This is a genomic window from Hymenobacter psychrophilus (genome assembly GCF_900107135.1).
Lineage (GTDB): Bacteria > Bacteroidota > Bacteroidia > Cytophagales > Hymenobacteraceae > Hymenobacter > Hymenobacter psychrophilus.
Window position 1 is genome coordinate 112,088 of the sequence record NZ_FNOV01000009.1, and the last position, 24,682, is coordinate 136,769.

At 59.5% G+C, this 24,682-nt stretch carries 26 protein-coding genes; 3 read left to right on the forward strand and 23 right to left on the reverse strand.

What is annotated here, in order from left to right; translation table 11 throughout:
- Positions 1–55 precede the first annotated feature (55 nt).
- Positions 56–388 carry an NADH-quinone oxidoreductase subunit NuoK gene (gene nuoK, locus BLW21_RS14420; protein WP_092741252.1) on the reverse strand — a complete coding sequence of 111 codons (333 nt, stop codon included), beginning with the start codon at positions 386–388 and terminating at the stop codon, positions 56–58.
- Between the two features lie 276 nt (positions 389–664).
- On the opposite strand from nuoK, the gene BLW21_RS14425 reads away from it, so the two are divergent.
- Entirely contained in the window at positions 665–1,126 is a 462-nt protein-coding gene (locus tag BLW21_RS14425; RefSeq protein ID WP_092741254.1) for a MaoC family dehydratase, read from the forward strand.
- A 202-nt stretch (positions 1,127–1,328) separates the two neighbouring features.
- Here BLW21_RS14425 and BLW21_RS14430 read toward each other — a convergent pair whose 3' ends face one another.
- From BLW21_RS14430 to BLW21_RS14515, 19 genes are all read right to left on the reverse strand, one after another.
- Positions 1,329–2,084, reverse strand: a complete 756-nt coding sequence (locus tag BLW21_RS14430) for a LytR/AlgR family response regulator transcription factor (RefSeq protein WP_092741256.1) — start codon at positions 2,082–2,084, stop codon at positions 1,329–1,331.
- Positions 2,063–3,100, reverse strand: coding sequence for a sensor histidine kinase (locus BLW21_RS14435; protein ID WP_217633875.1), 1,038 nt, complete (start codon positions 3,098–3,100; stop codon positions 2,063–2,065). Before BLW21_RS14435 ends, BLW21_RS14430 begins: the two co-directional genes overlap by 22 nt.
- A 109-nt stretch (positions 3,101–3,209) precedes the next feature.
- Entirely contained in the window at positions 3,210–4,412 is a 1,203-nt protein-coding gene (locus BLW21_RS21215; protein ID WP_175470982.1) for an amidohydrolase family protein, read from the reverse strand.
- Positions 4,413–4,823: 411 nt separating this feature from the next.
- The gene (locus tag BLW21_RS14440) at positions 4,824–5,336 is read right to left on the reverse strand and encodes an NADH-quinone oxidoreductase subunit J family protein (protein ID WP_092741260.1); all 513 of its coding nucleotides are present in this window, start codon (positions 5,334–5,336) and stop codon (positions 4,824–4,826) included.
- A gap of 50 nt (positions 5,337–5,386) precedes the next feature.
- Positions 5,387–5,956, reverse strand: a complete 570-nt coding sequence (locus BLW21_RS14445; RefSeq protein WP_092741262.1) for a NuoI/complex I 23 kDa subunit family protein — start codon at positions 5,954–5,956, stop codon at positions 5,387–5,389.
- A 131-nt stretch (positions 5,957–6,087) separates the two neighbouring features.
- Positions 6,088–7,167, reverse strand: a complete 1,080-nt coding sequence (gene nuoH / locus BLW21_RS14450) for an NADH-quinone oxidoreductase subunit NuoH (RefSeq protein ID WP_092741264.1) — start codon at positions 7,165–7,167, stop codon at positions 6,088–6,090.
- A gap of 90 nt (positions 7,168–7,257) precedes the next feature.
- A complete protein-coding gene (locus tag BLW21_RS14455) occupies positions 7,258–8,259 on the reverse strand; it encodes an NADH-quinone oxidoreductase subunit G (RefSeq protein ID WP_092741266.1) in 1,002 nt (333 codons plus the stop codon).
- A 145-nt stretch (positions 8,260–8,404) separates the two neighbouring features.
- Complete coding sequence (nuoF, locus tag BLW21_RS14460; RefSeq protein ID WP_092741268.1) at positions 8,405–9,745, reverse strand: NADH-quinone oxidoreductase subunit NuoF; 1,341 nt, start codon at positions 9,743–9,745, stop codon at positions 8,405–8,407.
- A 20-nt stretch (positions 9,746–9,765) separates the two neighbouring features.
- A complete protein-coding gene (locus BLW21_RS14465; protein ID WP_092741270.1) occupies positions 9,766–10,335 on the reverse strand; it encodes an NADH-quinone oxidoreductase subunit NuoE family protein in 570 nt (189 codons plus the stop codon).
- Positions 10,336–10,356: 21 nt separating this feature from the next.
- The gene (locus BLW21_RS14470) at positions 10,357–11,625 is read right to left on the reverse strand and encodes an NADH-quinone oxidoreductase subunit D (RefSeq protein ID WP_092741272.1); all 1,269 of its coding nucleotides are present in this window, start codon (positions 11,623–11,625) and stop codon (positions 10,357–10,359) included.
- Between the two features lie 110 nt (positions 11,626–11,735).
- Positions 11,736–12,299 (reverse strand): NADH-quinone oxidoreductase subunit C, encoded by a 564-nt coding sequence (locus tag BLW21_RS14475; RefSeq protein ID WP_092741274.1) that lies wholly within the window; start codon positions 12,297–12,299, stop codon positions 11,736–11,738.
- A gap of 92 nt (positions 12,300–12,391) precedes the next feature.
- Positions 12,392–12,946, reverse strand: a complete 555-nt coding sequence (locus BLW21_RS14480) for an NADH-quinone oxidoreductase subunit B (protein WP_092741276.1) — start codon at positions 12,944–12,946, stop codon at positions 12,392–12,394.
- Between the two features lie 77 nt (positions 12,947–13,023).
- Positions 13,024–13,416, reverse strand: a complete 393-nt coding sequence (locus tag BLW21_RS14485) for an NADH-quinone oxidoreductase subunit A (protein ID WP_092741278.1) — start codon at positions 13,414–13,416, stop codon at positions 13,024–13,026.
- A 220-nt stretch (positions 13,417–13,636) separates the two neighbouring features.
- Complete coding sequence (pruA, locus tag BLW21_RS14490) at positions 13,637–15,301, reverse strand: L-glutamate gamma-semialdehyde dehydrogenase (RefSeq protein WP_092741280.1); 1,665 nt, start codon at positions 15,299–15,301, stop codon at positions 13,637–13,639.
- A 199-nt stretch (positions 15,302–15,500) separates the two neighbouring features.
- The gene (locus BLW21_RS14495) at positions 15,501–16,175 is read right to left on the reverse strand and encodes an SOS response-associated peptidase (protein ID WP_092741282.1); all 675 of its coding nucleotides are present in this window, start codon (positions 16,173–16,175) and stop codon (positions 15,501–15,503) included.
- Positions 16,176–16,375: 200 nt separating this feature from the next.
- Positions 16,376–16,924, reverse strand: a complete 549-nt coding sequence (locus tag BLW21_RS14500; RefSeq protein ID WP_092741284.1) for a hypothetical protein — start codon at positions 16,922–16,924, stop codon at positions 16,376–16,378.
- Between the two features lie 54 nt (positions 16,925–16,978).
- Entirely contained in the window at positions 16,979–17,674 is a 696-nt protein-coding gene (locus BLW21_RS14505; RefSeq protein ID WP_092741286.1) for a YjjG family noncanonical pyrimidine nucleotidase, read from the reverse strand.
- Positions 17,675–17,743: 69 nt separating this feature from the next.
- Positions 17,744–18,070, reverse strand: a complete 327-nt coding sequence (locus BLW21_RS14510; protein ID WP_092741288.1) for a (2Fe-2S) ferredoxin domain-containing protein — start codon at positions 18,068–18,070, stop codon at positions 17,744–17,746.
- Between the two features lie 100 nt (positions 18,071–18,170).
- The gene (locus tag BLW21_RS14515) at positions 18,171–18,557 is read right to left on the reverse strand and encodes an ArsR/SmtB family transcription factor (protein ID WP_092741290.1); all 387 of its coding nucleotides are present in this window, start codon (positions 18,555–18,557) and stop codon (positions 18,171–18,173) included.
- A gap of 127 nt (positions 18,558–18,684) precedes the next feature.
- Here BLW21_RS14515 and BLW21_RS14520 point away from each other — a divergent pair, with 127 nt between their 5' ends.
- A complete protein-coding gene (locus tag BLW21_RS14520) occupies positions 18,685–19,362 on the forward strand; it encodes a carboxypeptidase-like regulatory domain-containing protein (protein WP_139255224.1) in 678 nt (225 codons plus the stop codon).
- 238 nt (positions 19,363–19,600) lie between these two features.
- Positions 19,601–20,983: an NAD(P)/FAD-dependent oxidoreductase gene (locus tag BLW21_RS14525; RefSeq protein ID WP_092741294.1), complete on the forward strand. Its 1,383-nt coding sequence runs from the start codon at positions 19,601–19,603 to the stop codon at positions 20,981–20,983.
- Positions 20,984–21,055: 72 nt separating this feature from the next.
- Here BLW21_RS14525 and BLW21_RS14530 read toward each other — a convergent pair whose 3' ends face one another.
- The 3 genes from BLW21_RS14530 to BLW21_RS14540 form a co-directional block, all read right to left on the reverse strand.
- Positions 21,056–21,706, reverse strand: a complete 651-nt coding sequence (locus BLW21_RS14530) for a beta/alpha barrel domain-containing protein (RefSeq protein ID WP_245711905.1) — start codon at positions 21,704–21,706, stop codon at positions 21,056–21,058.
- A gap of 108 nt (positions 21,707–21,814) precedes the next feature.
- On the reverse strand, positions 21,815–22,189 hold the full coding sequence (locus BLW21_RS14535; RefSeq protein WP_092741298.1) for a PH domain-containing protein: 375 nt from the start codon (positions 22,187–22,189) through the stop codon (positions 21,815–21,817).
- A gap of 124 nt (positions 22,190–22,313) precedes the next feature.
- The gene (locus BLW21_RS14540) at positions 22,314–24,677 is read right to left on the reverse strand and encodes a M1 family metallopeptidase (protein WP_092741300.1); all 2,364 of its coding nucleotides are present in this window, start codon (positions 24,675–24,677) and stop codon (positions 22,314–22,316) included.
- Between the last annotated feature and the right edge of the window lie 5 nt (positions 24,678–24,682).

Sequence of the window (24,682 nt, forward strand, 5' to 3'; positions counted from 1 at the left end):
AATCCTTGTTCTGGCGTGATAAGGTCCTTCGCTCCGCTCAGGATGACATGGCGAATCAGAATTTCAAACGACTCAAAAGATTAACGTCGGTGCTCTGGATGTTGCGATAAATCATCACGATGATGGCCAGACCCACGGCCACTTCGGCAGCGGCCACAGCCATGATGAAGAACACAAACACCTGCCCATTGGGGTCGGAACGGAAGGCAGAAAATGCCGTAAACAGTACGTTCACGGCGTTGAGCATGAGCTCGACGCTCATGAAGATGATGATGGCGTTGCGCCGGGTAAGTACGCCTAGTACGCCGATGCTGAAAAGGGCAGTGGCGAAGAAGACGTAGTACTGAAGGGGAACCGTCTGGATAACCTGCGGTATGTTCTGGTCCATGCGGGGGGGCTAACGGCCAAGCAAACGCCCCGGTGGCGAGCCAGCCAGGGCAATGGAGGGCAAAGGTATCCTGAAAATCGGAAAAGGCCACTGTTTGGGCGGGTTCTTTGGGCTGTGGGACTGTTTGCTATGCGACGGCGTGCAAGCGCGCTAGCCAGGAGCGCGAGCACACCGGCTCAGCCGCATCATAAGCAGCGGGCTGCGGGGCAGCCAGCTTACTGGTCCTTCGGGCACGAAACTGTATCTTCGGGCCTCTCTTTCCCGTTTCCTTTTCCTATGAGCATCACTATTGGCAGCTTAGCCGAACTTCAGCAGCACGAAGGCCAGGAATTGGGCATTACGCCCTGGCACACTATTACCCAAGAGCAAATCAACCAGTTTGCCGCCGCCACCCTCGACTTCCAGTGGATTCATACCGACCCCGAGCGGGCCGCGGCCGAGTCGCCCTTCGGCGGCACCATTGCCCACGGCTACCTCACGCTGTCGTTGTTGCCCTATTTCTGGAACCAGCTGGTACAGGTAGAGAACCTGAAGATGCAGGTGAACTACGAAATCAGTGAATTTCGCTTCAACCAGGCCGTGCTCGTAAACACGCCCGTACGCCTGCACGCCACGCTGCTAGCCGTAAAGGACCTGCGCGGCATTGCCAAGGCCAACATCGGTGTAAAAATGGAAATCGAAGGCATCAAGAAGCCCGCCTACACTGGCGTCATCACCTTCCTCTACCACTTCGAGTAGAGTCGATAGATTATTAGCACGAAAGATTATCCCACGGCTTCTCCAAACAAACTTCGCGCCTTGGTGGGGCATGCCACAGCCGCCCCACCAAGGCGCGCTATCACAATCGCCGGGCGAAAAGCTAATTAATCAAAAAGCGACTCGAATACGGGTCGCTTTTTTAGCTTTTATTCAGCATCGCCTGCGTATCAAAATCGGTTACTCACCCCAGCAGCGGCCGTAAAACCTCGGCGTACGTCCGACTTACGCGCACTGTGTGGTCCCCTTCCAAGGTCGCGTAGTAGCCGCCGCTGCCGTCGCGCTCCAGCGCTAGAACGGCATCCAGCGCCACGAGCGTAGAGCGGTGGACGCGCAAGAACCTTTGTGGGTCCAGTCGCTCCTGCAGGGCCGTGATGCCCAGGTTGCTCAACTCTGAGCCAGTGTTGGTGTGGATGGTGCAATAGTCGCCGGCCGCTTCGGCCCAGCGGATGCTGGCCACGGGCACAGCCACCAGCCGGATGCCATGCGGTACGAACAGCCGGACAGGATAGGTGGGGGCATTGTGTCCGGCCGGAGCCGCCAGGTGCTCCAGCAGATTTTGCAGGCCCGCATTGGGAGCAGCGGGCTGCGCGAGCAGTCGGCGCACTGCCTGCTCGAATCGAATCCGGTCGTAGGGCTTCAACAGGTAATCCACCGCCCCGGCATTAAAGGCCTCCAGGGCATACTGGTCGTAGGCGGTAACGAAGATTATGGCCGGTACCTGCTCCAGTTGCAACAGCACTTCGAAGCCCGTTAGGCCCGGCATTTGAATATCCAGAAATACCACATCCGGCTGGTGTTTCCGGATAGCCGCCACTGCTGCCACCCCGTCGGCGCATTCATCCAGCACAATAAACTCTGCAAATGCCGCCAAATACTGCCGGACCAGCAACCGGGCAGGCGCTTCGTCGTCGATTATCAGAGTGCTGAGGCGCTGCATGAGGATGGGGAAATGTCGGTGGAAAAAGAGAAGCGGACGCAGGCGCCAGTAGGCGCGTGGGGGAGTAGCTCCAGGCCGGCGCTGCCCAGGGCCAGCAACCGGGCATGCGTGTTGCCGAGCCCCAGGCCGGGGCTAGTTGCCAGGTCAGGCGGTTGTCCCTGGGGCCAGCCCACTCCCGTATCCGTTACCTCCGCGCCCAGGCAGCGGGCTCCGGCGGCGTAGAGCCGTACCCGCACCGCACCGCCTGCTATGCACGGGCTAATGCCATGTTTTACAGCGTTTTCGACGAGTGGCTGGAGCAGCATGGGGGGCACCAGCCAGCTCAGTAGTTCCGGTTCAATAAGAAGATCTACTCGTAGGCGACTGCCGAAACGAGCCTGCTCCAGGGCCAGGTAGGCTTCTAGAAACTGAATTTCTTCCCGTAGGGGCAACAATTCGTGGCGGGTGGCTTCCAGAGCAAAGCGGAAGGTGTGCGCTAGCTGAGCAATAAGGGCCCGGGTTGGCTCCTGTTCGGGCGGAACCGACGCACTGAGCGTGTTAAGCGTATTGAACAGGAAATGGGGGTTGATTTGGGCCTTCAGCGCGGCCAGCTTACTTTGGTGCGCCCGAAACCGCAACTGCTCTGCCAACCGATGCTGCTGCCGCAGTTGCTGCGTGAAGCGCACCGTGTGAAATAGGCCGAACTGGACCCCGTAAAAAAGTAGGGGAATATATACGTCCCATACGCGGCCGGGACCACGCATACCCGTTGCGCCGAGCAACTGCAGCAACCCGTAGTAGCTGCTAAACCAAGCCGCTACCCACAGTGGTGCCAGTAGCAGGTGCGCGCTCAGCTTCCGAGCCCAGCCCGCCGCATCCAGCGGCGTCCGAAACAGCAACCACCAAACTGGCACTGTCCATAGCGCTTTAAGGGTATAGTCGTAGAGCAGGGTGCGCCGCAAGTAGTCGGGAAAAGCCCCGGGTTGCACTTCTTGTACACTGTAAGCAATGGCACCGGCGTAAAGGGTGGCGAACAACAGGTAAAATCCGCCTAATCCCAGCCATTCCTGGCTGCTAAACCGGCCCGTGTCGTTGGCTCCCTGTAGAGGTGATACTGAATGAAGCACACTGGGCATGGAGTTCAACTTACAGCTTTTGCGGGGGTGGGGAAGGCAAACGAAGTATCTGGCCTTGTTTGATGCGCAGTCGGATGTCCGCCGTGGCGGTGGCAAAGTCGTTAGTAAGGGGGTTTTGACCCAGCACCAGCAGATTGGCTTCGTATCCTTGGCGCAACCGCCCGATCCGGCGGCCGGGGAATACAGCCTGCGGCGTATTTTCTGCCCACAGCCGAAGCAGCGTAGCATTATCGAAGACGCGCAGCCGCAGCAGGTTCAGCATTTCAGCGCGGGCAGTCTGGCCATACGTATCGGAGCCTAGAGACAGCTGGACGCCCGCCCGATACAGACAGCTAAGGTTCTCCCGCTGTAATTGCTGAATTAGTTGCCGCTGGAGCGTATCCTGGCCAGTAGCGTACTGCTCGTGTGTTAGAAAAGTGGTAGTTACCACACGGGTACCTTGGCGGGCGCATTGTTGGGCCAACGCCGGCGTGAGGCAGTAATCGGCGGCGCGCAGGTGCTTATCCCAGTAGTAGCCCGGCATATGGTTTATTTCGTCTACGCCGGCTTGCAGTGCTACGGCAAAGTCGGCAGCGGTTTCCAAATGCACGGCCACCGGCAGGCCCTGGGCGTGGATGCGGCCCACTAGTTCGGGCAGTAGCCGCGGATTAAGCCCCGCCGAAGTTGCTTTGGTCGTGTCGTGGGGCTGGCCATACCGATCCGAGAACAGCAGGTAGAGCTTCACGAAATCGGGCTGGCCGGCTGCCACCCTGCGCCACACGGCTGGCCATTGGGCCAGCGAATCGAGTGTATGATAGGCCTGCCCATTGAGTTGATCAGGTGGAATCTGGTACACACCCCGGGCCACCAAAGCCTCATAGAGAGGAATTGGGTGACCTCCGCTAGCCGTGATTCCTCCTCCGGAGTAGGTCACGTCCAGGCTGCCTGGCCGGTTAAGGAGCGGAGCTAGCGGAGCCGTGTATCGCGGGATGTTGTTGGGGTTTTTGAGGTAGAAAATCCCGTCGGTCAGGTACTGTGTAATGCTTTCCGACGCCTTCCACTGCTGGTCTACCGCATGGTTGTGGGCGTCGCCAAAGGCCGGTACTACCCACTGCCCGGCCAAATCCACCACCGAGTCGATGTGTGCCGGCCGGTGCTGCTGCAACAACCCCGCTACTACATAAAAGGTCCGGGCCCGAAACTGGCGGCCATCAAACCACCGGCCATTTTGCAACCGTAGGGTCTTAGTTCCTGGGTTGGCTCGTACGTAGGGAGCGGGTACGGGAAGCAGTTTCCGCTGGGCCTGCGCAGCCAGTGGAAACCATAGGGTAATGAAGACGACTAAACCAGTACCTAAGCCGAACCGCATGGAAGAGGATGTCTGATGAGAGAATAACCAAACCTACTTTCTGACATCCACTACTGTGCTTATTATTCGCTCAAACGCGGCTACCAGCGCTAAGAGGGGTGATGCAGAGTTGAATCGATGGCAAGACGAAAGCACATCAGGGTTATTGCCGATTGGTAAGAGTCTGCTGGATTACTCGTCTGGTAGGTTGAGTGTGGAAGCCAGTAGAACATAAAAAGCGCGGCGGCTGATATATCAGCCGCCGCGCTTGGTTTCTTCCAGATTCATCCAAATGGCTTAGAAGTTCCGTTCGCCGGCTTCGCGCTTACCCAGCATTACGGCACCTACCATGGCTATCAGGAACAGCACCGAAGCCAATTCGAAGGGCAGCAGGAAGTCGGTGTACAGCTTGAGGCCGAGTTGGTCGACCATGCCGATTTGGGAGTTGAAGGGCGTGCCGGCCGCAACGCCGGTGGGCACTATGTCTTTGAGGGCAGCCACCAGAATGAGCAGCAACGAGCCACCGGCCACGGCCGCGGCAATTTTAGCCATTGCCGGCTTGTGCGGCTCGGTGTCCACGTTCAGGTTCAAGAACATAATCACGAACAGAAACAGCACCATAATAGCACCCGCATACACAATGATGTTCACGGCCGCCAGAAACTGCGCATTTAGCAGCAGGTAATGGCCCGAGAGCGTGAAGAAGGTTAGAATTAGGAACAGCACGCTGTGCACCGGGTTCTTGGCGAATACCACGCCCAGTGCGCTCAGTAGCGCCACGAACGACAGGAAGAGGAAGAGAGGATGCATAAGGGAAGAAGATTTGTCATCCTAAGCGGAGTGAAGGATGACAGATGGTTTTAGGCCTGTACAATTCGACTACGAAGTTTATCGGCCTGCTCCGAAGTGAGCTGAATGCCTTTAACGCTCCGCTCATCGGGCGATACGGATTCCACCAGACGGTCTTTGCCGTACACAAACTCGTCGCGCTCGTAGCGTGGCGGGGCCATTTTGTCGGGCTGCAGGTAGATGGCCGCTTTGGGGCAGGCTTCTTCGCAAAGGCCGCAGAAGATGCACCGCAGCATATTGATTTCGTAGCTGATGGCGTACTTCTCCTCGCGGTAGAGTCCTTCTTCGCCCTTTTTCCGCTCGCCGGCCACCATCGTAATGGCTTCGGCAGGGCAGGCCACGGCGCACAGGCCGCAGGCGGTGCACCGTTCCCGGCCCTGTTCGTCGCGCTTGAGCACATGCAGGCCCCGGAAGAAGCCCGAGAACGGACGCACCTCCTCAGGGTAGCGCACGGTGGCCTTCTTCATGAAGAAGTGGCGCATCGTGATGCTCAGACCCTGGAAGATGGCCGGCAGGTAAGCCCGCTCGGCCAGCGTCATGGGCTTCTTTTCTAATACCTTGGCTCGGTTGGTGAGTTGCATAATATCAGTTACGAAAACTGTCGCTTGTCATGCTAAGCCTGCCGAGGCATCTCTACCACCAAAGTAATTAGATACTAGCACGGTAGAGATGCTTCGGCAGGCTCAGCATGAGCGTTAATTGTTGAAGTTACCTAAATCACCCCAAATAGGATGAGGGCGCCGGTGAGCACGATGTTGAATACGGCCAGCGGAATGAGGATGGTCCAGCCCAGGCGCATGAGCTGGTCGTAGCGGAAGCGCGGCAGGGTCCAGCGAATCCACATGAAGAAGAAGATAAAGGCGAAAATCTTCAGAAACAGGCCCACCGTGCCCAGTAGCGTAATCAGGTTCTGGGCCGAAGCCAGTTCCCAGCCTTGGCTGTTGATGAACCAGTCGCGCAGTTCGTACTGAAAAGGGAAATTGAAGCCACCGAAATACAGCACGCTCATCACGGCCGACACGACGAAGATGTTTACGTACTCCGAGAACAGGTACAGGCCCAGTTTCATCGATGAGTACTCGGTGTGGTAGCCGCCCACCAGTTCGGTTTCGCACTCAGGCAAATCGAAGGGCGTGCGGTTGGTTTCAGCGAAGGCACAGACCAGAAAAATGATGAAGCCCAATGGCTGCTTCACAATGTTCCAAACCTGCCACTCGCCGGCTACCGACTGCTGCAGCGTGATTTCGCGCAAGCTCAGCGTGCCCGAAATCATGAGTACCGCAATCAGCGACATGCCCATGGCCAACTCGTAGCTGATGTTCTGCGAAGCGGCCCGGACGGCGCCGAGCAGGGAGAACTTGTTGTTGGAAGCCCAGCCACCAATCATTACGCCGTACACGCCCAGCGACACCACGCCGAAAATCCAGAGCATGCCGATGTTCACCTCAATTCCTTGCAGGAAAAACAGGTTGTTGCCGAAGCTCATGGTGTTGCCAAACGGAATCACCGCCGACGACATCAGGGCCGTAATCATGGCCAGGCAGGGGCCTACCACAAACAGCACCTTGTTGGCGCCACCGGGGAAGAATTCTTCCTTCGTGAACATCTTCACGGCATCGGCCAGCGGCTGGAGCAGGCCATAGGGCCCGGCCCGGTCGGGACCCACGCGGTCCTGCAAAAAGGCCGCAATTACGCGCTCGGCGTAGGTGCAATAGGTCGCAATCAGAAGCGAAAGCGCGAAAACGACGAAGATGACAATGGATTGCCAGCCGAGTGCGGGGAGTTCAATCATTAGAGCATAGTGCTTAGTTGTTAGTGCTTAGGATGCTTATTTGTCGATGTTTAGAATAGCCTAATCACCAACAAATACGCATCCTAAGCACTATCCAAGTTTCAAAGGCGGATTCATTTCCAGTTCGCGCTGGGTGCTGGCGGGCAGATCGGCAATAACCGACTGGTTGAGCACGGGCAGTTCGTAGTGGTTGGCCGAAATTACGGAAGAACGGTCGATGTGGGACGGTCCTTCGATAGTCCAGTCGCTGGTTTCCTTTTTTTCGAAGCGGCACTCGTTGCAAATCCACTCCTTCACCTCGCCGTACTGGTCCTTGCGGGCGGTGGTGCGCAGCACGTCGTTGCCTTTGTACCAGAGCACCACGTTGCCCGAACATTTCGGGCAGTCGCGGTGGGCGTTTACGGGCTTCGTAAACCACACGCGCTGCTTGAAGCGGAACGTTTTGTCGGTCAGCGCACCCACCGGGCACACGTCAATCACGTTGCCCGAAAAGTCGTTGTCGATGATGTTCTCGATGTATGTGCCGATTTCGGCAGCATCGCCGCGACCGAGCACACCGTGAATCCGGTCGCCCTTGGCAATCTGGTCGGCGGTGTATACGCAACGGTAGCACAGGATGCAGCGCGTCATGTGCAGCTGAATCAGCGGGCCGATGTCGATTTTCTCGAACGTGCGGCGCTCCTCTTCGTAGCGGGTCGTGCTCAGGCCGTGCTCGAAGGCGAAGTTCTGCAGGTCGCACTCGCCGGCCTGGTCACACACAGGGCAGTCGAGCGGGTGGTTGATGAGCAGCATCTCCACAATGCCTTTGCGCACGTCGAGCACACTGTCGTTGATGGTGTTTTCTACCACCATGCCATCCTGTACCGGCGTAATGCACGAGGCCACCAGCTTGGGCATCGGGCGCGGGTCCTTGGCCGAGCCGGCCGCCACCTTTACCAGGCAGGCGCGGCACTTGCCACCCGAGCCTTTCAGGGGCGTGTAGTAGCACATGGCCGGGGGCACAATGGCCCCGCCAATCTGGCGGGCTGCATTCATAATAGTCGTTCCGTCCGGAACTTCTATCTCGATGCCGTCGAAGGTTATTTTAGCCATTGGGGTTGAAGCATTGGATTCCGACTGCTCGGCACGACAAAGACGTCATGCTGAGCTTGCCGAAGCATCTCTACCGGGGGTAATCAAATAGCATTGCAACGAAGCGGTAGAGATGCTTCGGCAAGCTCAGCATGACAATTTGAACCTAGGCGGTTACCAGCTTACCCGGAAAAATCGCGCCGGGCTTGGTGGCTTCCTGTGGGTGCGTTACGTGCCATTCGAACTCGTCGCGGAAGTGGCGCACGGCAGCGGCTACCGGCCAAGCGGCGGCTTCGCCGAGCGGGCAGATGGTGTTGCCCTCAATCTGCTTGGCTACGCTTACCAGCAGGTCGATGTCGTGCATCTGGCCGTGGCCATGTACGAGGCGGTGCAGCACCTTTTCGAGCCAGCCGGTTCCCTCACGACACGGCGAGCATTGCCCGCAGCTTTCGTGGTGATAGAAGCGGCTAAAGCTCCAGGTATTGCGCACGATGTTGGTCGTCTCGTCCATAGCAATAAAGCCACCCGAGCCGAGCATTGTGCCCGTTACGAAGCCACCGTCGCTGAGCGACTCGTAGGTCATCAGGCGGTCTTCGCCAGCGGCAGTTTTGAGGATGAGCTCTTTGGGCAGAATCGGCACCGAGGAGCCGCCGGCCACTACGGCCTTCAGGTCGCGCCCTTTCCAGATGCCGCCGCAGTACTCGTCGGAGTAGATGAACTCCTCGACGGGCAGGCCCAGTTCGATTTCGTAGATGCCGGGCTTGTTGAGGTGGCCGCAGGCCGAGAATAGCTTGGTGCCGGTGCTCTTTCCCACGCCGATTTTGGCATACTCGTCGCCGCCCTCGTTCACAATCACCGGCACGGCGGCAATGGATTCCACATTGTTGACTACGGTAGGACGGGCATACAGGCCCTGCACAGCCGGGAAAGGGGGCTTGTTGCGCGGGTTGCCCCGTTTGCCTTCCAGACTTTCGAGCAACGCCGTTTCTTCGCCGCAGATGTACGCGCCGCCGCCCGGATGCACATACAGGTCGAGGTCGTAACCCGAGCCCAGGATGTTCTTGCCCAAGAAACCAGCTGCGTATGCTTCAGCAATTGCTTTTTCGAGGATGCGCAGCACGTACAGCAACTCGCCACGGATGTAGATGTACGAGGTGTTCGCGCCCAGCGCGTACGAACCCGTAATCATCCCCTCAATCAGCAGGTGGGGCAGTTTCGACATCAACTCCCGGTCCTTGAAGGTGCCCGGCTCCGATTCGTCGGCGTTGCAGACGAGGTAGCGCGGCACGCCCTCGGGCTTGGCCAGGAAGCTCCACTTGAGACCCGTAGGGAAGCCCGCGCCGCCGCGGCCCCGCAGGCCCGACTTCTTGACTTCCTCCACCACCTCATCGGGGGTCATGGTTTTGAGGGCCTTCTCCACCGAGCGGTAGCCGCCGTGCTTGCGGTACACATCGAGCTTCTCGATGCCCTCAACGTTGATATGTTCGGTAAGCAGTTTGCGTCCCATAATTTCAGTGCGAAAAGGCGTTAGTTGTTGGCCAGCGCGTTGGACAGGCCGGTTTCTTCCCAAGGCAAAGCAGGGCGATGCACTTGGTTACGCAACTCGGCAAGCATGGCGTCCACAGCTTCGGGGGTGTCGAGCTGCTCGTAGTACTGCTCGCGCACCTGCACGATGGGGGCGAAGCCGCAGGCGGCCAGACACTCCACTTCCTTGAGCGTAAACAGACCGTCTTCGGAAGCCGGGCCGCCCACTTTGGCGCCCGTGATGCGCTCCAGCTGGGCTGTCAGCTCCTCGGAGCCGCGCAGCATGCAGGGCCCGGTGCGGCAGATTTCCAGTACATGCTTGCCTACGGGCTTGAGGTTGAACATCGTGTAGAACGACGACACCTCGTACACCTCAATCGGCTTGATACCGAGCACGTCGGCCACCAAGTCCTGCACTTCGGGGCTCACCCAGCCGCCAAATTCGGCCTGGGCAATGTGCAGCACCGGCAGCATGGCCGACTTGCGGCGGTCCTCGGGGTATTGCTTACAGATGCGCTCAATCTCGGCCTTGGCGGCTTCGGAAAATTGCGGCTTAACGGCAGTCGATTCCATATAGGTCAATTCAGCAAAAAACTACGCGTCGAGCTCCCCGGCAATAACGTTCATCGAGCTCAGCGTCACGATGGCGTCGGAGAGGGTCTGGCCCACTACCATTTCGGTGTAGGCCTGGTAGTAGATGAAGCAGGGCCGGCGGAAGTGCAGGCGGTAGGGCGTGCGGCCGCCATCGGACACGAGGTAGAAGCCCAGCTCGCCGTTGCCACCTTCCACCGAGTGGTAGACCTCGCCCACGGGGGCATCAATCTCGCCCATCACAATCTTGAAGTGATAGATGAGGGCCTCCATGTTCTGGTACACGGCCTGCTTGGGCGGCAGGTAGAAGTGGGGCGCATCGGCGTGGTAGGGGCCAACGGGCAGGTTTTCCAGCGCCTGCTCGATGATGCGCAGGCTCTGCCAGATTTCCTCGTTGCGCACCATGAACCGGTCGTAGGTATCGCCCTTGGTGCCCACCGGAATTTCGAAATCGAAATCCTGGTAGCTGGAGTAGGGGTTCATCACCCGCACGTCGTAATCGACGCCGGCGGCGCGCAGGTTGGGGCCGGTGAAGCCGTAGTTGAGGGCGCGTTCGGCCGAAATGGCGCCCACATCCACAATCCGGTCCATGAAGATGCGGTTGCGGTTGAACATCGCCTCGAACTCGCGCATCACGCCCGGGAAGGTCTTGAGCCAGGCGCGCAGTTTGGCAATGGCAATATCGGAGAAGTCGCGCTCCATGCCACCCACGCGGCCCATGTTGGTGGTGAGGCGGGCGCCGCTTACTTCCTCGTAAATCTCGTACACCTTCTCCCGCTCATCCATCAGGTAGAGGAAGCCGGTGAAAGCACCCGTATCCACCCCCAGAATGCCGTTGCAGATGAGGTGGTCGGTAATGCGGGCCAGCTCCATCAGGATCACCCGGATGTACTGGGCGCGCTTGGGGACTTCCACGCCCAGCAGCTTCTCCACCGTCATATGCCACCCAAAGTTGTTGATGGGCGACGAACAGTAGTTCATCCGGTCCGTCAGGGTGGTAATCTGGTAGAAGGGCCGGCGTTCGGCAATCTTCTCGAAGGCCCGGTGGATATAGCCGATGGTGGGCACGCCGGAAATAATCCGCTCCCCATCCATTTGCAGGATGTTCTGGAAAATGCCGTGCGTGGCCGGGTGCGTCGGACCCAGGTTAAGGGTCGTCAGCTCCTGGTTGAAGTCGTTGACGGTTGGGGCCAGCGGGTTCAGGTGTGGCTGCTGCTCCCGCGCCGACTCGATTATCTTATGGGTGCCTTCCAGCGTGTCGTTTACTGCCATGTTGCTAGTAGTGCTTAGTTAGTAGTGCGTAGAGCTTAGGCTGTTCAGGTTACAAAGTTGAATGATGCTTTCTTCGATGCACTATCAACCAAGCACTAGGCACTAAACACTTATCGACCAAAGAACAGGTCGGTTTTGTCTTCGCGGGTGCCGTCTTCGAGGGCGTATTCCTTGCGCATCGGGTGGTAGTCCATGTCCTCCACGTTGAGGATGCGCATGAGGTTGGGGTGGCCGGGGAAGATGATGCCGTAGAAATCGAAGGCCTCGCGCTCCATCCAGTTGGCGGCCGAGTACAGGTCCGTCAGGGTAGGGGCCACCGGGTCGGCGATGGGGAAGAAGATTTTCAGCCGTAGCCGGATGTTGCGCGTGAGGCTGTGCAGGTGATACACCATGCCCAACTCGCGGCCTTCCTGCTCGGGCCAATGGATGCCACACATGGTGGTCAGGAAGTTGAGCTGCAACTCCTCGTCCTGCTGCAGGCCCGCAATGATGCCGTGAATCTGCTCCCGGGTCGTGGTCGCAGTCAGTATGCCATACGACTCCTCCACGTCAGTAAAGGCGGCCTCGCCGAACAAGCGGTGCAGCAGCGCCAGCAGTTGCGCGTTCTGTTGCGCGGCCGGGTCTTGGGCAGCGGCCTGTTCCTGAGCCGGGGTAGATTCGTTCTGGTCAGCCATTTTTTAAGCTATTAGCTGTTGGCTATTAGCTGTTAGCTTTTTCGCTGATGCTCCCAACGGAAGCCAACAGCTAATAACCAACAGCTAATAGCTTACTTAATATTGTACGACGTCAGCAGGGCTTGGTATTCGGGCGAGTTGCGACGGCGGATAGATTCGTTGCGGGCCAGATCCTGGATGCGCATCAGCCCGTCGATTACCTGCTCGGGGCGGGGCGGGCAGCCAGGTACGTACACGTCGACAGGGATGATGCGGTCGATGCCTTGGAGTACGGAGTAGGTGTCGAAAATGCCGCCCGAGGAGGCGCATGCGCCCATGGCCAGCACCCAGCGGGGCTCGGCCATTTGCTCGTATACCTGCTTGACGATGGGGGCCATCTTCTTAGCGATGGTGCCCATCACCATTAGCAGGTCGGCCTGCCGGGGCGAGAAGCTGGGACGCTCGGAACCGAAGCGCGAAATGTCGTAACGCGAACCCATAGTAGCCATGAACTCGATGCCGCAGCAGGAGGTGGCGAAGGGCAGTGGCCAGAGTGAGTTGGCGCGGGCCATGCCCACAACTTTTTCCATCGAAGTGGCGAAGAATCCCGCACCTTCGAGGCCGTCGGGCGCCTCGGCCATCTTGATTTCAGGAACTCGGGTATCCATAAGAGCAGAAAGTCAGGGAAGAAAAAGTGGCGTAAATCCACCTAATGCCAACAGGAGCCGGCGGGCAAAAGTTTGGCTTAACGGCTTTCGTTCCAGTCCAGAACGCCCTTTTTAATAACGTACACGAAGCCGGCCATCAGCAGCGTCAGGAACACCAGCATCTGCAGGAAACCTGTCGTGCCTAGGGCGCGGAAGTTCACGGCCCAGGGGTACATGAAAATAACCTCGACGTCGAAAAGCACAAACAGAATGGCCGTGAGGAAGTATTTCACCGAAATCGGGGTGCGGGCGTTGCCCACCGACTCGATGCCGCACTCGAAGGCTTCGTCCTTCACCACGCTCTTGCGGCGCGGCCCCACCAAGTGCGAAACCGTCATGGCGAAGGCTACGAAGGCAATGGCCAGCACGAACTGGACGATGATGGGCAGAAAATCCTGGGGCTGGTATTGAACGGGAACGGCGAGCAGCATGGCAGCAACGGGTAAAAGGCCGTTTTCGACGGCATGGGAGGCAAAGGTAGGCCCTTCGCAGTTGGGAACAAAGATGAAAGCGGACAGGTCTGCCGATGGCTGGTATTTATGCCAAGCTAGGCATACCTCTGGCAACGAATGATAGCGCTGGCATGAACTAAAAACGGCCACCCTATTCAAGGTGGCCGTTTTTAGTTCATGCAAAAAGCAACGCCTCGTGCTAGATACCCTTGTCGCGGTTCAAATCCTCGGCCGGAGCAGCGCCTAGGAAGGGGTAGCGGTAGTCCACTACGGGCACGAAGGTTTCCTTGATGGTGCGCGGCGACACCCAGCGGAGCAGGTTGAGGATGGAGCCGGCCTTGTCGTTGGTGCCGGAGGCGCGGGCGCCGCCGAAGGGCTGCTGGCCCACCACGGCCCCGGTGGGCTTGTCGTTGATGTAGAAGTTGCCGGCGGCCTGCACCAGCTTGCGCGTGGCCAGGTCGATGGCGTAGCGGTCCTGGGAGAACACGGCGCCGGTGAGGGCGTAAGGCGAAGTCTGGTCGACTACCTCTAAGGTTTCCTCGAACCTGTCGGCCTCGTACACATACACCGTCACGACGGGCCCGAACAGCTCCTCGCACATGGTTACGTACTTAGGGTCCTTGGTGACGATGACGGTGGGCTCGATGAAGTAGCCCTTGCTCTTGTCGTAGCCGCCGCCGGCGATGATTTCCACGCTGCTGTCGGCCTTGGCGGCGTCGAGGTACTTGGCCAGCTTATCGAACGACTTCTCGTCGATAACGGCGTTGATGAAGTTGGAGAGGTCCTCCACATCGCCCATTTTGAAGGTGGCGAGGTCTTCCTTCACGTAGCCCAGAATCTCATCGGCTAGGTTCGAAGGCAGGTACACCCGCGAGGCGGCCGAGCACTTCTGGCCCTGGTACTCAAACGCACCACGCGAAATACCCACGGCCACGGCCTTGGCGTGCGCCGACTTGTGGGCCACGATGAAGTCCTTGCCGCCGGTTTCGCCCACAATGCGCGGGTAGGTTTTGTACTTGCTGATGTTCTCGCCAATCGTCTTCCAGATGTGCTGGAATACGCCGGTCGAGCCCGTGAAGTGGATGCCTGCGAAGTCGGGGTGCTGGAAAATTACGTTGCCGGCCGTCGGACCGTCCACATACACTAGGTTAATCACGCCATCGGGTACGCCGGCTTCCTTGAACAGCTCCATCAGCACCTGGGCCGAGTAGATCTGGGTGTCGGCGGGCTTCCAGACCGTGACGTTGCCGAGCATGGCCGCCGAAGTGGGCAGGTTGCCGGCAATGGCCGTGAAGTTGAAGGGTGTAAGAGCGAAGATGAAGCCTTCTAAAGGGCGATGCTCCAGGCGGTTCCACATGCCGGGCGACGAGGCGGGCTGCTGCTTGTACAGCTCGCTCATGTAGTGCACGTTGAAGCGCAGGAAGTCAATAAACTCGCAAGCCGCGTCGATTTCAGCCTGAAAAGCATTCTTGCTCTGGCCCAGCATGGTGGCCGCGTTGAGACGGGCCCGGTAGGGGCCGGCCAGCAAATCGGCAGCTTTCAAGAAAATGGCGGCCCGCTGCTCCCATGGCAGCTCGGCCCACTCGGTGCGAGCGTCCAGGGCAGCGTCAATAGCCTGTTGCACGTGGCTGGCGTCGCCTCTGTGGAAATGGCCCAGCGTGTGCTTATGGTCGTGGGGCGGGCTCATGCGGACGGTATTGCCCGTCCGCACCTCCTGGCCGCCAATATGCATCGGAATATCGCGCTCCTGCTGCTTGAGCTCCTTGAGGGTCTTGAGCAACTCAATCCGCTCGGGCGAATCGGGCGCGTAGCCCTTCACGGGCTCATTAATCGGCAGCGGGACGTTGAAAAAGGCGTTGGCCATAGAGTGGATGGTTTTTTGGGTGGCTGGGAGGATAGACGACAAAGGTAAGGCTTCGTGGTTAGGGGCAAACCAAGGACGTCATGCAGAGCGGAGCGAAGCATCTCGCGTGCTGACGTTGTAATAGTAATCCAACGTCAGCACGCGAGATGCTCCGCTCCGCTCTGCATGACGTTCTCTTACTGACAACTGACAACTCAACCTACGCTGGCTCCAGCACGGCTGGCTCGTTGTGGGCGGGTGAGTTCACCAGCTTGCTGATAACGTACTCGCGCATCAGTTCAGTGGGATAGGGGCGGAGCAGGGCCTGATGGTCGGCGGCCGGTACGGCGTCGCTCAGCCAGGCCTGCTCGGCTTCCGGCCCTTCCAGTAGTACGGGCATGCGGTGGTGTAGGGGCGCCATCAAAGCGTTGGGCTCGGTCGTGATGATGGTGAAGGTGGGCAATATTTCGCCGGTGGCGCGGTCGAGCCACTCGTCCCAGAGGCCAGCGAAGGCGTAGGGCTGCCCGGACGTGAGCAGGATGCGGTGGGGCGTTTTGGGCGGCAGGCCGTGGGCTTCTTTCTGCTGCCATTCATAGAAGCTGTCGGCCAGCACCAGGCAGCGGCGGCGCTGGAGTAGCTGCCGGAACGAGGGCTTTTCGGCCAGCGTCTCGGCCCGGGCATTGATGGGCTGGGGGCCGCTGGTGCGGTCCTTCACCCAGGCCGGCACCAGCCCCCACTGCATCAGCCGCACCTGGTTGGGCGCGGCATTGGTGATGACGGGCAGGTGCTGGGAGGGCGCGGCGTTGTAAGTCGGGGCGAAGTCGTCGGCCAGTTCGGCTCCGAAACGTTCTTTTATGAGGCCGGGTGGGGCAATAAGGCTGTAGCGTCCGCACATAATCAGGGGGAAGGTAAAACGTGAAGCTTCGTTTTACGCGCCGGTGGGGCCGCGGTTACCGGCCCAACGACCCAGGGCTAAAGCCCTGGGCTAGTCAGCGGTTCGGCAGGTGCGCTCCGTAGCCCAGGGCTTTAGCCCTGGGACTCCAAACGGCCCGGTGCCGGATACTCGCTTCGCTCGTCGCGAAACGGAGTTGAGTGTTACAGCTGGGTCAGCAGCTCCCGTACCTGCCGTTCTAGGTCGGGCAGCGAGCCGGTGTTGTGCAGCACGGCGTCGAAGTGGGGGTAGTCGTCGAGGGCGGTTTCGCTGGGGTGGGCGTCGTCGCGGGTGCCGTCGCCGCGCTGATTCAGCGGGTCGCCTTCCACGCGCAGCATCAGGCCGCCCCGGCTGCGGGTGAGGTCGGCTTCGTTGGGGAAGCGCACGTCGGGAATGAGCGTGTGCTGGTTGGTGGGAAGCTGGGAGAAGAACGCCTGCACCCAGATGGCGGGCTCCCAGTGGCGCAGCGCCAAGCCCACCTGCTGGAGCATTTCGCCCCGGGTGCGCCCGAAAGTGGGTAGCAGTTCGGCCTTGCCCTGCTGCGAGAAGTAGGGGGCCGTGCCTTCACCGGCCAGGGCCGCACAGACGGCCTTAATCGGCTCGCCCACCGAGCGAATGTGCCACCTGCGTTCCGGCTGTAACTGCTGAAGCAACCGGGCGATGGTGTCTTTGCCGCTGCCCCGGCGGCCCGAAAATCCAATCAGTCGAATCATCCGGCAAAGGTAGCTGATTGCCTGTTCGGGCCCCGGCGGGCATACTTCAAGCCCCTATAGAATGCCCTTCAGCTCGCTCAGGCAGCTGATTTCGTAGGTTATCTGGTTGAAGTGGCGGCGCTTGTCGGGGTTGAAATACACCTGGTCGAGGCCAGCGTTGTAGGCCCCCAGCACGTCGCACTCCAGGTTGTCGCCCACCATCAGGCTCTCGGCGGCCGTGGCGCCGCTGCGTTCCAGCGCATGCTCGAAAATGCGGGTGTCGGGCTTGAGGTGGCCGCAACACTCGGAGGTAATAACTTCCCGGAAATAATCGGTCAGGTTGGAAGACTGCAGCTTTACGTGCTGCACATCGCGGAAGCCGTTGGTAATCAGGTGCAGCACGTAGCCCTTGCCCTGCAGGTAGTCGAGCACCTCGTGGGTGTGCGGAAATACGGCCGATTTCAGGGGCAGAATATCAGTGAACTGCTCCGACATATCGGCCGGCGAATCGGCCTCCGTAAGGCCCAGCCTGCTAAACGTGCGCGGAAAACGGGTGGCCCGCAGCTGCTGCTGCCCGATTTTGCCGTTCTGGTACAGCCGCCAAAGCCCATGGTTGATATCTGAATACACTCGGATAAATTCTTCGACCGTGAACGTGCCGTAGCGGCTCAACTCGTGCTGCTCGTAGAGGTGGCGCAACGTCTGGTCGGCGTTGGTTTCAAAGTCCCAAAGCGTGTGGTCGAGGTCGAAGAAAAGGTGGCGGTATTTCACTTTGGGGGCAATTAGGCGAGAGGTAGGTTGATAAAGAGGCGCTGCGGCGGCCGGAGTTATAACGAGCAATTAATCAAGCTGTAACCGCTTTACAACCCGGCCTTCGCCCAGATGTTCGTGCACGATTTCGGCCGCATCTCGAGGGCGCACGTTGCCGTAGCTTACGCCTTCAGGATACACGATAACGGCCGCGCCGGAGCCCTTTTTGCACTGCTTACACAAATCCAGGCAGTTGCAGGTCTGCACCCGCACCTTGCACCTCTCGCCGTCCAGCAGCCGGGTCTTCAGACCCTGGTTTTTCAACTCCTGCTTGAGGGCCTTGGCCACGTCGCGGCCAATTTCGTCCTTCTGAGCCACGCACACGAACAGCCGGGCCGCCTTGTCAACTGATTTCACGGAATGCTACGCATTGAGATAGAAGATATCTGATCTGAGAAGTGAGACTTCGTGATATGATATGATGAACAAAATCATCCATCTCACCTCTCAGGTCTCCTCACTGGCCTTGCCAGCGGCGGTTTTGGAGCTTGTACGCGGCCAGCTCGCGGTTCGACCACAGGGTCTGGTAGATTTTCTGGTCCTGCGTCAGCTGGGCGTCGCGCTCCATGTAACCGAGCAGCTGGCGCAATAAATCCTGGGCTTCGTCTTTGATGAAGTAGAACACCCAGTTATCGAGGCGGCGGAAGCTGACGAGGCCGGCGCTGCGCAGGTGGGCCAGCTGGCGCGAGGTTTTGGTCTGGGAGAAATCGAGCACCTGTTCCAGGTCGGAAATGCACATTTCCTGGTTGCGCCACAGCAAATGCAGGATGCGCACCCGGCTTTCATCGGCCAGCGCCCGGAATACTTGCTGGCCGAATGCAACGGTAAAGTGTTTGAGGCGCATCTTTAGACGAAAGCGGGAGACAAGGGCGGCGACCGAACCCCGGCGCCGGCCCGAATTTAAGCCAAACCCGCCAGCAGCCCCCGAAAGTGCCGTATCTTTGGTATTCCTAATGACTTATCTGCCCGTTGTGATTTCGGTTCGAGTTTCTTTTCTGCTAACTGCGCTGCTGCTCACCCTGGGCCTGTTGCGGCCCGGTGCGGCGCAGGCCCAGGGCCAGCGGCCGGTGGTGCAGTTCACCGGCATCGTGGCCTCCGGCGACTCGCTGCTGGGTGTGCCCGGCGCGGCCATCTTCGTGCCCAAAGCGGGCCGCGGCACGTCCAGCAACGAGTACGGCTACTTCTCGTTGCCCGTACTGGCCGGCGACAGCATCGTGATTCGCAGCCTGGGCTACCGCAACCAGTACGTCATCGTGCCCGAAACCTACCCGCGCCTGAGCTACTCGGTGATTGTGCAGCTGCAGGAAGATGCCACCATTCTGCCCGAAGTCCGCATTTTTCCCTACGCCACCGAACGGGCCTTCAAGCAGGCATTTCTGGCCATGAAGACGCCCTCGGAAAACGACCGCTCGGCTGCCGAAAAGCTCAACGAGCAGACCATGCGCCGCATGTTCAACACGCTGCCCGTTACCAGCATGGGCAACTACCGCCAAACCATGCAGGCCCAGCAGCAGGACCAGCAGCGCCGCATGGGCTTCGGCGCCACGCCGGCCACCAACAACCCGCTGCTCAACCCTTTCAGTTGGCTGCAGCTCATCAAGCAGGTTAAAGACGGCGAGTTCAAGAAGAAAGAGGGCGTGGATTACTAGGGGGTATTGAGTGGGGAGAAAGTAAACAAAACGTCATTCTGAGCGCAGCGCAGCGGAGTCGAAGAATCTCGCGTGCAATGGTAATACCTGTCGTCGGAAATTGCTTTGGCACGCGAGATTCTTCGACTTCACTGCGCTGCGCTCAGAATGACGTTCTTTTTTTCCATCTCACCAACTACAACCCTGCCAGCCGTTTCCGGGTAAAGCAAGTGTTTGACCCCCACGCATTTTCCTGTTTATGGATACCAATCTGCCGCAAACCTCCCAGCCCCGCATCGTTGTTATCGGGTGCGGCTTTGCCGGGCTTCGGCTGGCCAAAGATCTGGCGAAGCTGCCGGTGCAGGTGGTTGTTATCGACCGGAACAACTACCACAACTTCCAGCCCCTGCTTTATCAGGTGGCTACCGGAGCCCTCGAGGCCGACAGCATTGCCTACCCGATTCGGAAAATTTTTGCCGGCCAGCACAATTTTTTCTTTCGCATGGCCGATGTGGAGCGGGTAGATCCGGCCCGCAACGTGCTGGAAACCAACATCGGCGAAATCCACTACGACCACCTGGTACTGGCTACCGGCTCGCTCACCAACTTCTTTGGGCTTGATAGCATCGAGCAGAATGCCATGCAAATCAAGAGCGTGCCCAACGCCCTGAACCTGCGTAGCTACCTGTTTCAGAACTTCGAGAAGGCCATCCTGACCGAAGACCCGGCCCAGCGTCAGGCCCTGATGAACGTGGTAGTGGTAGGCGGTGGCCCGACGGGCGTCGAAATCTGCGGCTCGCTGGCCGAGATGCGCAAGGACGTGCTGCCCAAGGACTACCCCGAGCTCGACCTCAAGCAGATGGAAATTTACCTGATTGAGGCGGGGGCCGAGGTGCTGGGGCCGATGAGCAAGGAGTCGCAGGTGCAGGCCAAGCACTACCTCGAGGAGATGGGCATTCACCTGCGCCTCAACACCCACGCCCAGCGCTATGAGAACGGCCGCATCTATTACTCCGATACCGAGTTCATTCGCACCCAGAACCTTATTTGGGCGGCCGGCGTGAACGGGGCCGCCCTCGACGGACTGCCCGAAAACGCTGTGGCCCGCAACAAGCGCGTGGGCGTCGACACCCAAAACCGGGTGCTGGGCCTGCGCAACGTGTACGCCATCGGCGACGTGGCCAACATGGTAACCGACGAAATGCCCCGCGGCTACCCCATGCTGGCGCCGGTGGCCATTCAGCAGGCCGAGCAGCTGGCCGCCAACCTCGGGCGGCTACTCCAGGGGGAGGCCCTGCAGCCCTTCAAGTACACCAACAAAGGCAGCATGGCCATCGTGGGTCGCAACCGGGCCGTAGTCGATTTGCCCGGCGACCTGCATTTTGGCGGCTTTCTGGGCTGGCTGACCTGGCTGTTTGTGCATTTGATGACGCTGGTGGGCTTCCGCAACAAGGCTGTTACGCTCATCAGCTGGGCCATCAGCTACTTCAGCTCCGACAAGGCGCTGCGCCTGATCATCCGCCCCTTCAAGCGCCACGATTTCGCGGAACGCTCCGTTGTTGAAGCCGCCGAAAAAAAGGCCGCCACTTCTGCTTACATCCCGCCCGTATCGGCCCCCGAGGCCCCGGTAGTGGGCGGATAATAACCTGCTTTTTCTTTATGGCAGAGGCCGCTATCCAGTTGGATAGCGGCCTCTGCCATAAAGAAAGCTATGCTACTGCGTTGGCCGCAACGCCGCCAGCAACTCAGCGAACTGCGCCGTGAGCCGGGCCGGCTCGGTGGTATCGAGCAACCGGGCATCAAGGCCCACGCAGGTGGCGCCGGCCGCCTGCCACTCGGCCATCGTTGCTACCGTTGGCTGAATGCCGCCGGTGGCCATGAGGGGTACGTGGGGCAATGGGCCGCGCAAAATGGCCAGGTAGGCGGGCGTGAGGTAGGCCGAGGGGTAAAGCTTGACCAGCGTGGCACCGAGGCGGTGGGCCGCGTACACCTCGTTCAGGGTCTGGGCGCCGGGCAGCCAGGCCAGGTCGTGGCTGCGGCAGATGGCGGCCACCTCGGGGCTGGTGATGGGCTGGATGATGAAGTCGGCGCCGGCCTCAATGAAGCGGCCCGCTTCTTCGGGCGTGTAGATGGTGCCGGCGCCCAGCAGCAGATCGGGGTATTCGGCCTCCACGAAGCGCTGGAGCCGGCCGAAAATGGTGGGCGCTTCCTCTCCACGGTTAGTAAACTCGAACAGCCGCACTCCGGCCGCGTAGCCGGCCGCCAGCACCGTGCGGGCGTACTCCTCGGAGGCGTGGTAGAAAACCGGCAGCAGCGGGTGCTGCCGGGCCTGGGCCAGCATGTGGGCCGAAGAAAACAAAGCCATAAGCGGTGAGATAGTGAACTGGTGAGTTTACGTGCTATCTGCGCAAGTGGTGCAATCAGGGCCGCTTGTGCCGTCGGAACGTAAACTCACCATTTCACCATCTCGCCTTTAGAGAGCATACTCGCTTAGCGTCTGGCCCACGTCGGAGATAAGGGTGTTGTCGCGGAAGGTTTTGCTGATAGGCTCGGCCATACCGCGCACCCATATTTTTAGCTCCGCGTCGAGGTCGAAGTGGCCGGTGGTTTCGGTGCTGTACCGCTCGATGCTACGGTAAGGGATGCTCATGTACTCGCGCTTTTTGCCCGTTACACCCTGCTTATCAATCAGCAGCAGCCGCTTGGTGGTGAATACCATAAGGTCGCGGATAACGACGTAGGATTTGCGCACCTCCTCGCCGGGGGCCAGCAGTTGTGCCAGTTCTAACTGAATGGCGTTGGTGTCGGTTTCGGAAGCATTGCCCAGCAGGCCATCGAGAAGTCTCATGAGAAAACGGGTTGGGTTCGGGGAAAAGGAATAGTTGCTAAACGGAAAGAGCCGGACTAAAGATAGCCCGGCTCTTTCCGTTCGCATTTTCAGCCTTCTGACTCAAGTCAGAAACACCAGTTCTTTAGTTCGAACCGCCCGTCGAAACCGGCGTGGTCAGCGGCTTCTGCTCCTTTTGTTGCAGGGCCGACTGCTGCTGCATGGGGTTCGGGGCGGCGCGCTGCTGGAACTCGTACAGCTCGAAGCGCGAAGGCGCGGCCTGCTGGGGCCAGGCGTTGTTGCTCAGGTCGGTGTCGGCGGTTTGCTGGTAGGGGTCGATTACGAAGCTGGCCACCGGCTTCTCGGTCACGAATACCTTGCTAACCTCGGCGTTGTTCTTGCGCCAGATTTCGGCCGGAATGGTCTGGATTTCCTTCTGGCCGTCGGCGTAGGTCATCTCCATGATAACGGGCATTGTGAGGCCGCCCAGGTTTTTGAGGCTCACTTCGTACACGTTCAGGCCGCTGCCCAGGCGCTGCTGCTGCTCGGGGCTCAGGGTTTTCAGCAGCTGCTGGTAGCGCTGCTGGTCGGCGGGCGTGGTGGCCAGCGGGTCGTAGCTGTTGTAGAAGTCGTTGAGCTGGGGCTTGTCATCGACCAGCGTGCGGGCAATGGCCGTCTGGTTGCGCTGCTGCGAGATGGTGCGGGGCGCTTTGTCCTTCTGTTCGCGCTGCAGACCCTTTTCCACGGTGGGGTTCTGCGAGTTGACGTTGTACTGCTTCACGCCGGCAATGGCCAGGTCGGTATGCTCGGTGGTGTAAAACCAGCCGCGCCAGAACCAGTCGAGATCCACGGCCGAAGCGTCTTCCATCGTGCGGAAGAAGTCGGCGGGCGTGGGGTGTTTGTAGGCCCAGCGGCGGGCGTACTCCTTAAAGGCGTAGTCGAACAGCTCGCGGCCCATAATGGTCTCGCGCAGGATGTTGAGGCCGATGGCAGGCTTGCCGTAGGCGTTGTTGCCAAACTGTAGCACCGACTCCGAGTTGGTCATGATCGGGGTCTGCAGGCTTTTATCGGTGCGCATATAGGGCACAATCTGGGCCGCATCGCCGCGGCGCGAGGGATAGTCCCGCTCCCACTCCTGCTCCGTCAGGTATTGCACAAACGAGTTCAGGCCTTCGTCCATCCAGGTCCACTGCCGCTCATCCGAGTTCACAATCATCGGGAAGAAGTTGTGGCCCACTTCGTGGATAATCACCGAAATCATTCCGTATTTACGGTCGGCCGAGTAGGTGCCGTCCTTCTCGGGCCGGCCGCCATTAAAGCTCAGCATCGGGTACTCCATACCACCTACCGGCCCGTGCACCGAAATGGCCACCGGATACTCGTAGGGGATTGTATAGCGCGAGTACACCTTGATAGTGTGCGCAATTACCTCGGTCGAATACTTGCCCCAGAGCGGGTTGCCCTCCTTGGGGTAGTAGCTCATGCACAGCACGTCCTTGCCGCCTTGCTTGATGCCCATGGCATCCCAGATAAACTTGCGCGACGAAGCCCAGGCGAAGTCACGAACGTTTTTGGCGGCGTAGGTCCAGGTTTTGGTGCCCTTGGCGCGGGTCTGCTCGGCCTTTTCCGCTTCCTGCGGCGACACAATCAAAACCGGGCTTTTGGCGCCCTGGGCCTGCTGCAGGCGCTGGCGCTGGGCGCTGCTGAGCACGTCGTTGGGGTTCTGGAGCACGCCGGTAGCGCCCACCACGTGGTCGGCGGGGGCAGTAATACTCACCCGGTAATCACCGAAGGGCAGGGCAAACTCGCCGTTGCCCAGAAACTGCTTGTGCTGCCAGCCCTGGTTGTCGGAGTACACCGCCATGCGAGGGTAGAACTGCGCAATTTCGTAGAGGTAGTTCTTGTCGTCGGGGAAGAACTCGTAGCCGCTGCGCTGATTGATTTTGAGCTGGTCGTTGATGTTGTAGCGCCAGCTGATGCTGAACGTAACGGCTTGCTTAGGCCGCAGGGGCGTGGGCAAATCAATCCGCATCATAGTGTGGTTGATGACGTAGGGCAGCGCCTTGCCGCCTTTCAGCTTCACCTCGCCAATCTTGAAACCGCCGTCGAATCCGTCGCGCTGCAGGTAGTCCATCGCCTGGAAAGGCATCCGAGCCTGGATTTCGCCCACCTGGGTAGCCGTCGTGATGGAGTTCTTATCGAGGATATTCTGGTCGAGCTGCACCCACAGGTAGGTGAGCACATCGGGCGAGAGGTTGGTGTAGGTGATGTCCTCGTCGCCGCTGATGGCCTGCTTCTCGTCGTCGAGCCGCACGCGGATGTTGTAGTCGGCGCGCTGCTGCCAGTAGTCGTTGCCGGGCGCGCCCGAGGCTGTGCGGTAGCTGTTGGGCGTGGGCAGCAGCGTTTCGAGCTGGGCGAATTTATCGGTCCCGGAGTTGGTGTTCTGCGCGGCCGAGGGCAGGGCCAGCAGCACTGCCAGCCCGGCGGCCAGTAGCGTAGTTTTCAGCATAAAAA

Excerpts from the sequence above, each read along its gene's own strand:
- nuoK (WP_092741252.1), bottom strand. The coding sequence starts at position 388 with ATGGACCAGAACATACCGCAGGTTATCCAGACGGTTCCCCTTCAGTAC.
- BLW21_RS14425 (WP_092741254.1), top strand. The coding sequence starts at position 665 with ATGAGCATCACTATTGGCAGCTTAGCCGAACTTCAGCAGCACGAAGGC.
- BLW21_RS14430 (WP_092741256.1), bottom strand. The coding sequence starts at position 2,084 with ATGCAGCGCCTCAGCACTCTGATAATCGACGACGAAGCGCCTGCCCGG.
- BLW21_RS14440 (WP_092741260.1), bottom strand. The coding sequence starts at position 5,336 with ATGCATCCTCTCTTCCTCTTCCTGTCGTTCGTGGCGCTACTGAGCGCA.
- BLW21_RS14445 (WP_092741262.1), bottom strand. The coding sequence starts at position 5,956 with ATGCAACTCACCAACCGAGCCAAGGTATTAGAAAAGAAGCCCATGACG.
- nuoH (WP_092741264.1), bottom strand. The coding sequence starts at position 7,167 with ATGATTGAACTCCCCGCACTCGGCTGGCAATCCATTGTCATCTTCGTC.
- BLW21_RS14455 (WP_092741266.1), bottom strand. The coding sequence starts at position 8,259 with ATGGCTAAAATAACCTTCGACGGCATCGAGATAGAAGTTCCGGACGGA.
- nuoF (WP_092741268.1), bottom strand. The coding sequence starts at position 9,745 with ATGGGACGCAAACTGCTTACCGAACATATCAACGTTGAGGGCATCGAG.
- BLW21_RS14465 (WP_092741270.1), bottom strand. The coding sequence starts at position 10,335 with ATGGAATCGACTGCCGTTAAGCCGCAATTTTCCGAAGCCGCCAAGGCC.
- BLW21_RS14470 (WP_092741272.1), bottom strand. The coding sequence starts at position 11,625 with ATGGCAGTAAACGACACGCTGGAAGGCACCCATAAGATAATCGAGTCG.
- BLW21_RS14475 (WP_092741274.1), bottom strand. The coding sequence starts at position 12,299 with ATGGCTGACCAGAACGAATCTACCCCGGCTCAGGAACAGGCCGCTGCC.
- BLW21_RS14480 (WP_092741276.1), bottom strand. The coding sequence starts at position 12,946 with ATGGATACCCGAGTTCCTGAAATCAAGATGGCCGAGGCGCCCGACGGC.
- BLW21_RS14485 (WP_092741278.1), bottom strand. The coding sequence starts at position 13,416 with ATGCTGCTCGCCGTTCCCGTTCAATACCAGCCCCAGGATTTTCTGCCC.
- pruA (WP_092741280.1), bottom strand. The coding sequence starts at position 15,301 with ATGGCCAACGCCTTTTTCAACGTCCCGCTGCCGATTAATGAGCCCGTG.
- BLW21_RS14495 (WP_092741282.1), bottom strand. The coding sequence starts at position 16,175 with ATGTGCGGACGCTACAGCCTTATTGCCCCACCCGGCCTCATAAAAGAA.
- BLW21_RS14500 (WP_092741284.1), bottom strand. The coding sequence starts at position 16,924 with ATGATTCGACTGATTGGATTTTCGGGCCGCCGGGGCAGCGGCAAAGAC.
- BLW21_RS14515 (WP_092741290.1), bottom strand. The coding sequence starts at position 18,557 with ATGCGCCTCAAACACTTTACCGTTGCATTCGGCCAGCAAGTATTCCGG.
- BLW21_RS14525 (WP_092741294.1), top strand. The coding sequence starts at position 19,601 with ATGGATACCAATCTGCCGCAAACCTCCCAGCCCCGCATCGTTGTTATC.
- BLW21_RS14530 (WP_245711905.1), bottom strand. The coding sequence starts at position 21,706 with ATGGCTTTGTTTTCTTCGGCCCACATGCTGGCCCAGGCCCGGCAGCAC.
- BLW21_RS14535 (WP_092741298.1), bottom strand. The coding sequence starts at position 22,189 with ATGAGACTTCTCGATGGCCTGCTGGGCAATGCTTCCGAAACCGACACC.
- BLW21_RS14540 (WP_092741300.1), bottom strand. The coding sequence starts at position 24,677 with ATGCTGAAAACTACGCTACTGGCCGCCGGGCTGGCAGTGCTGCTGGCC.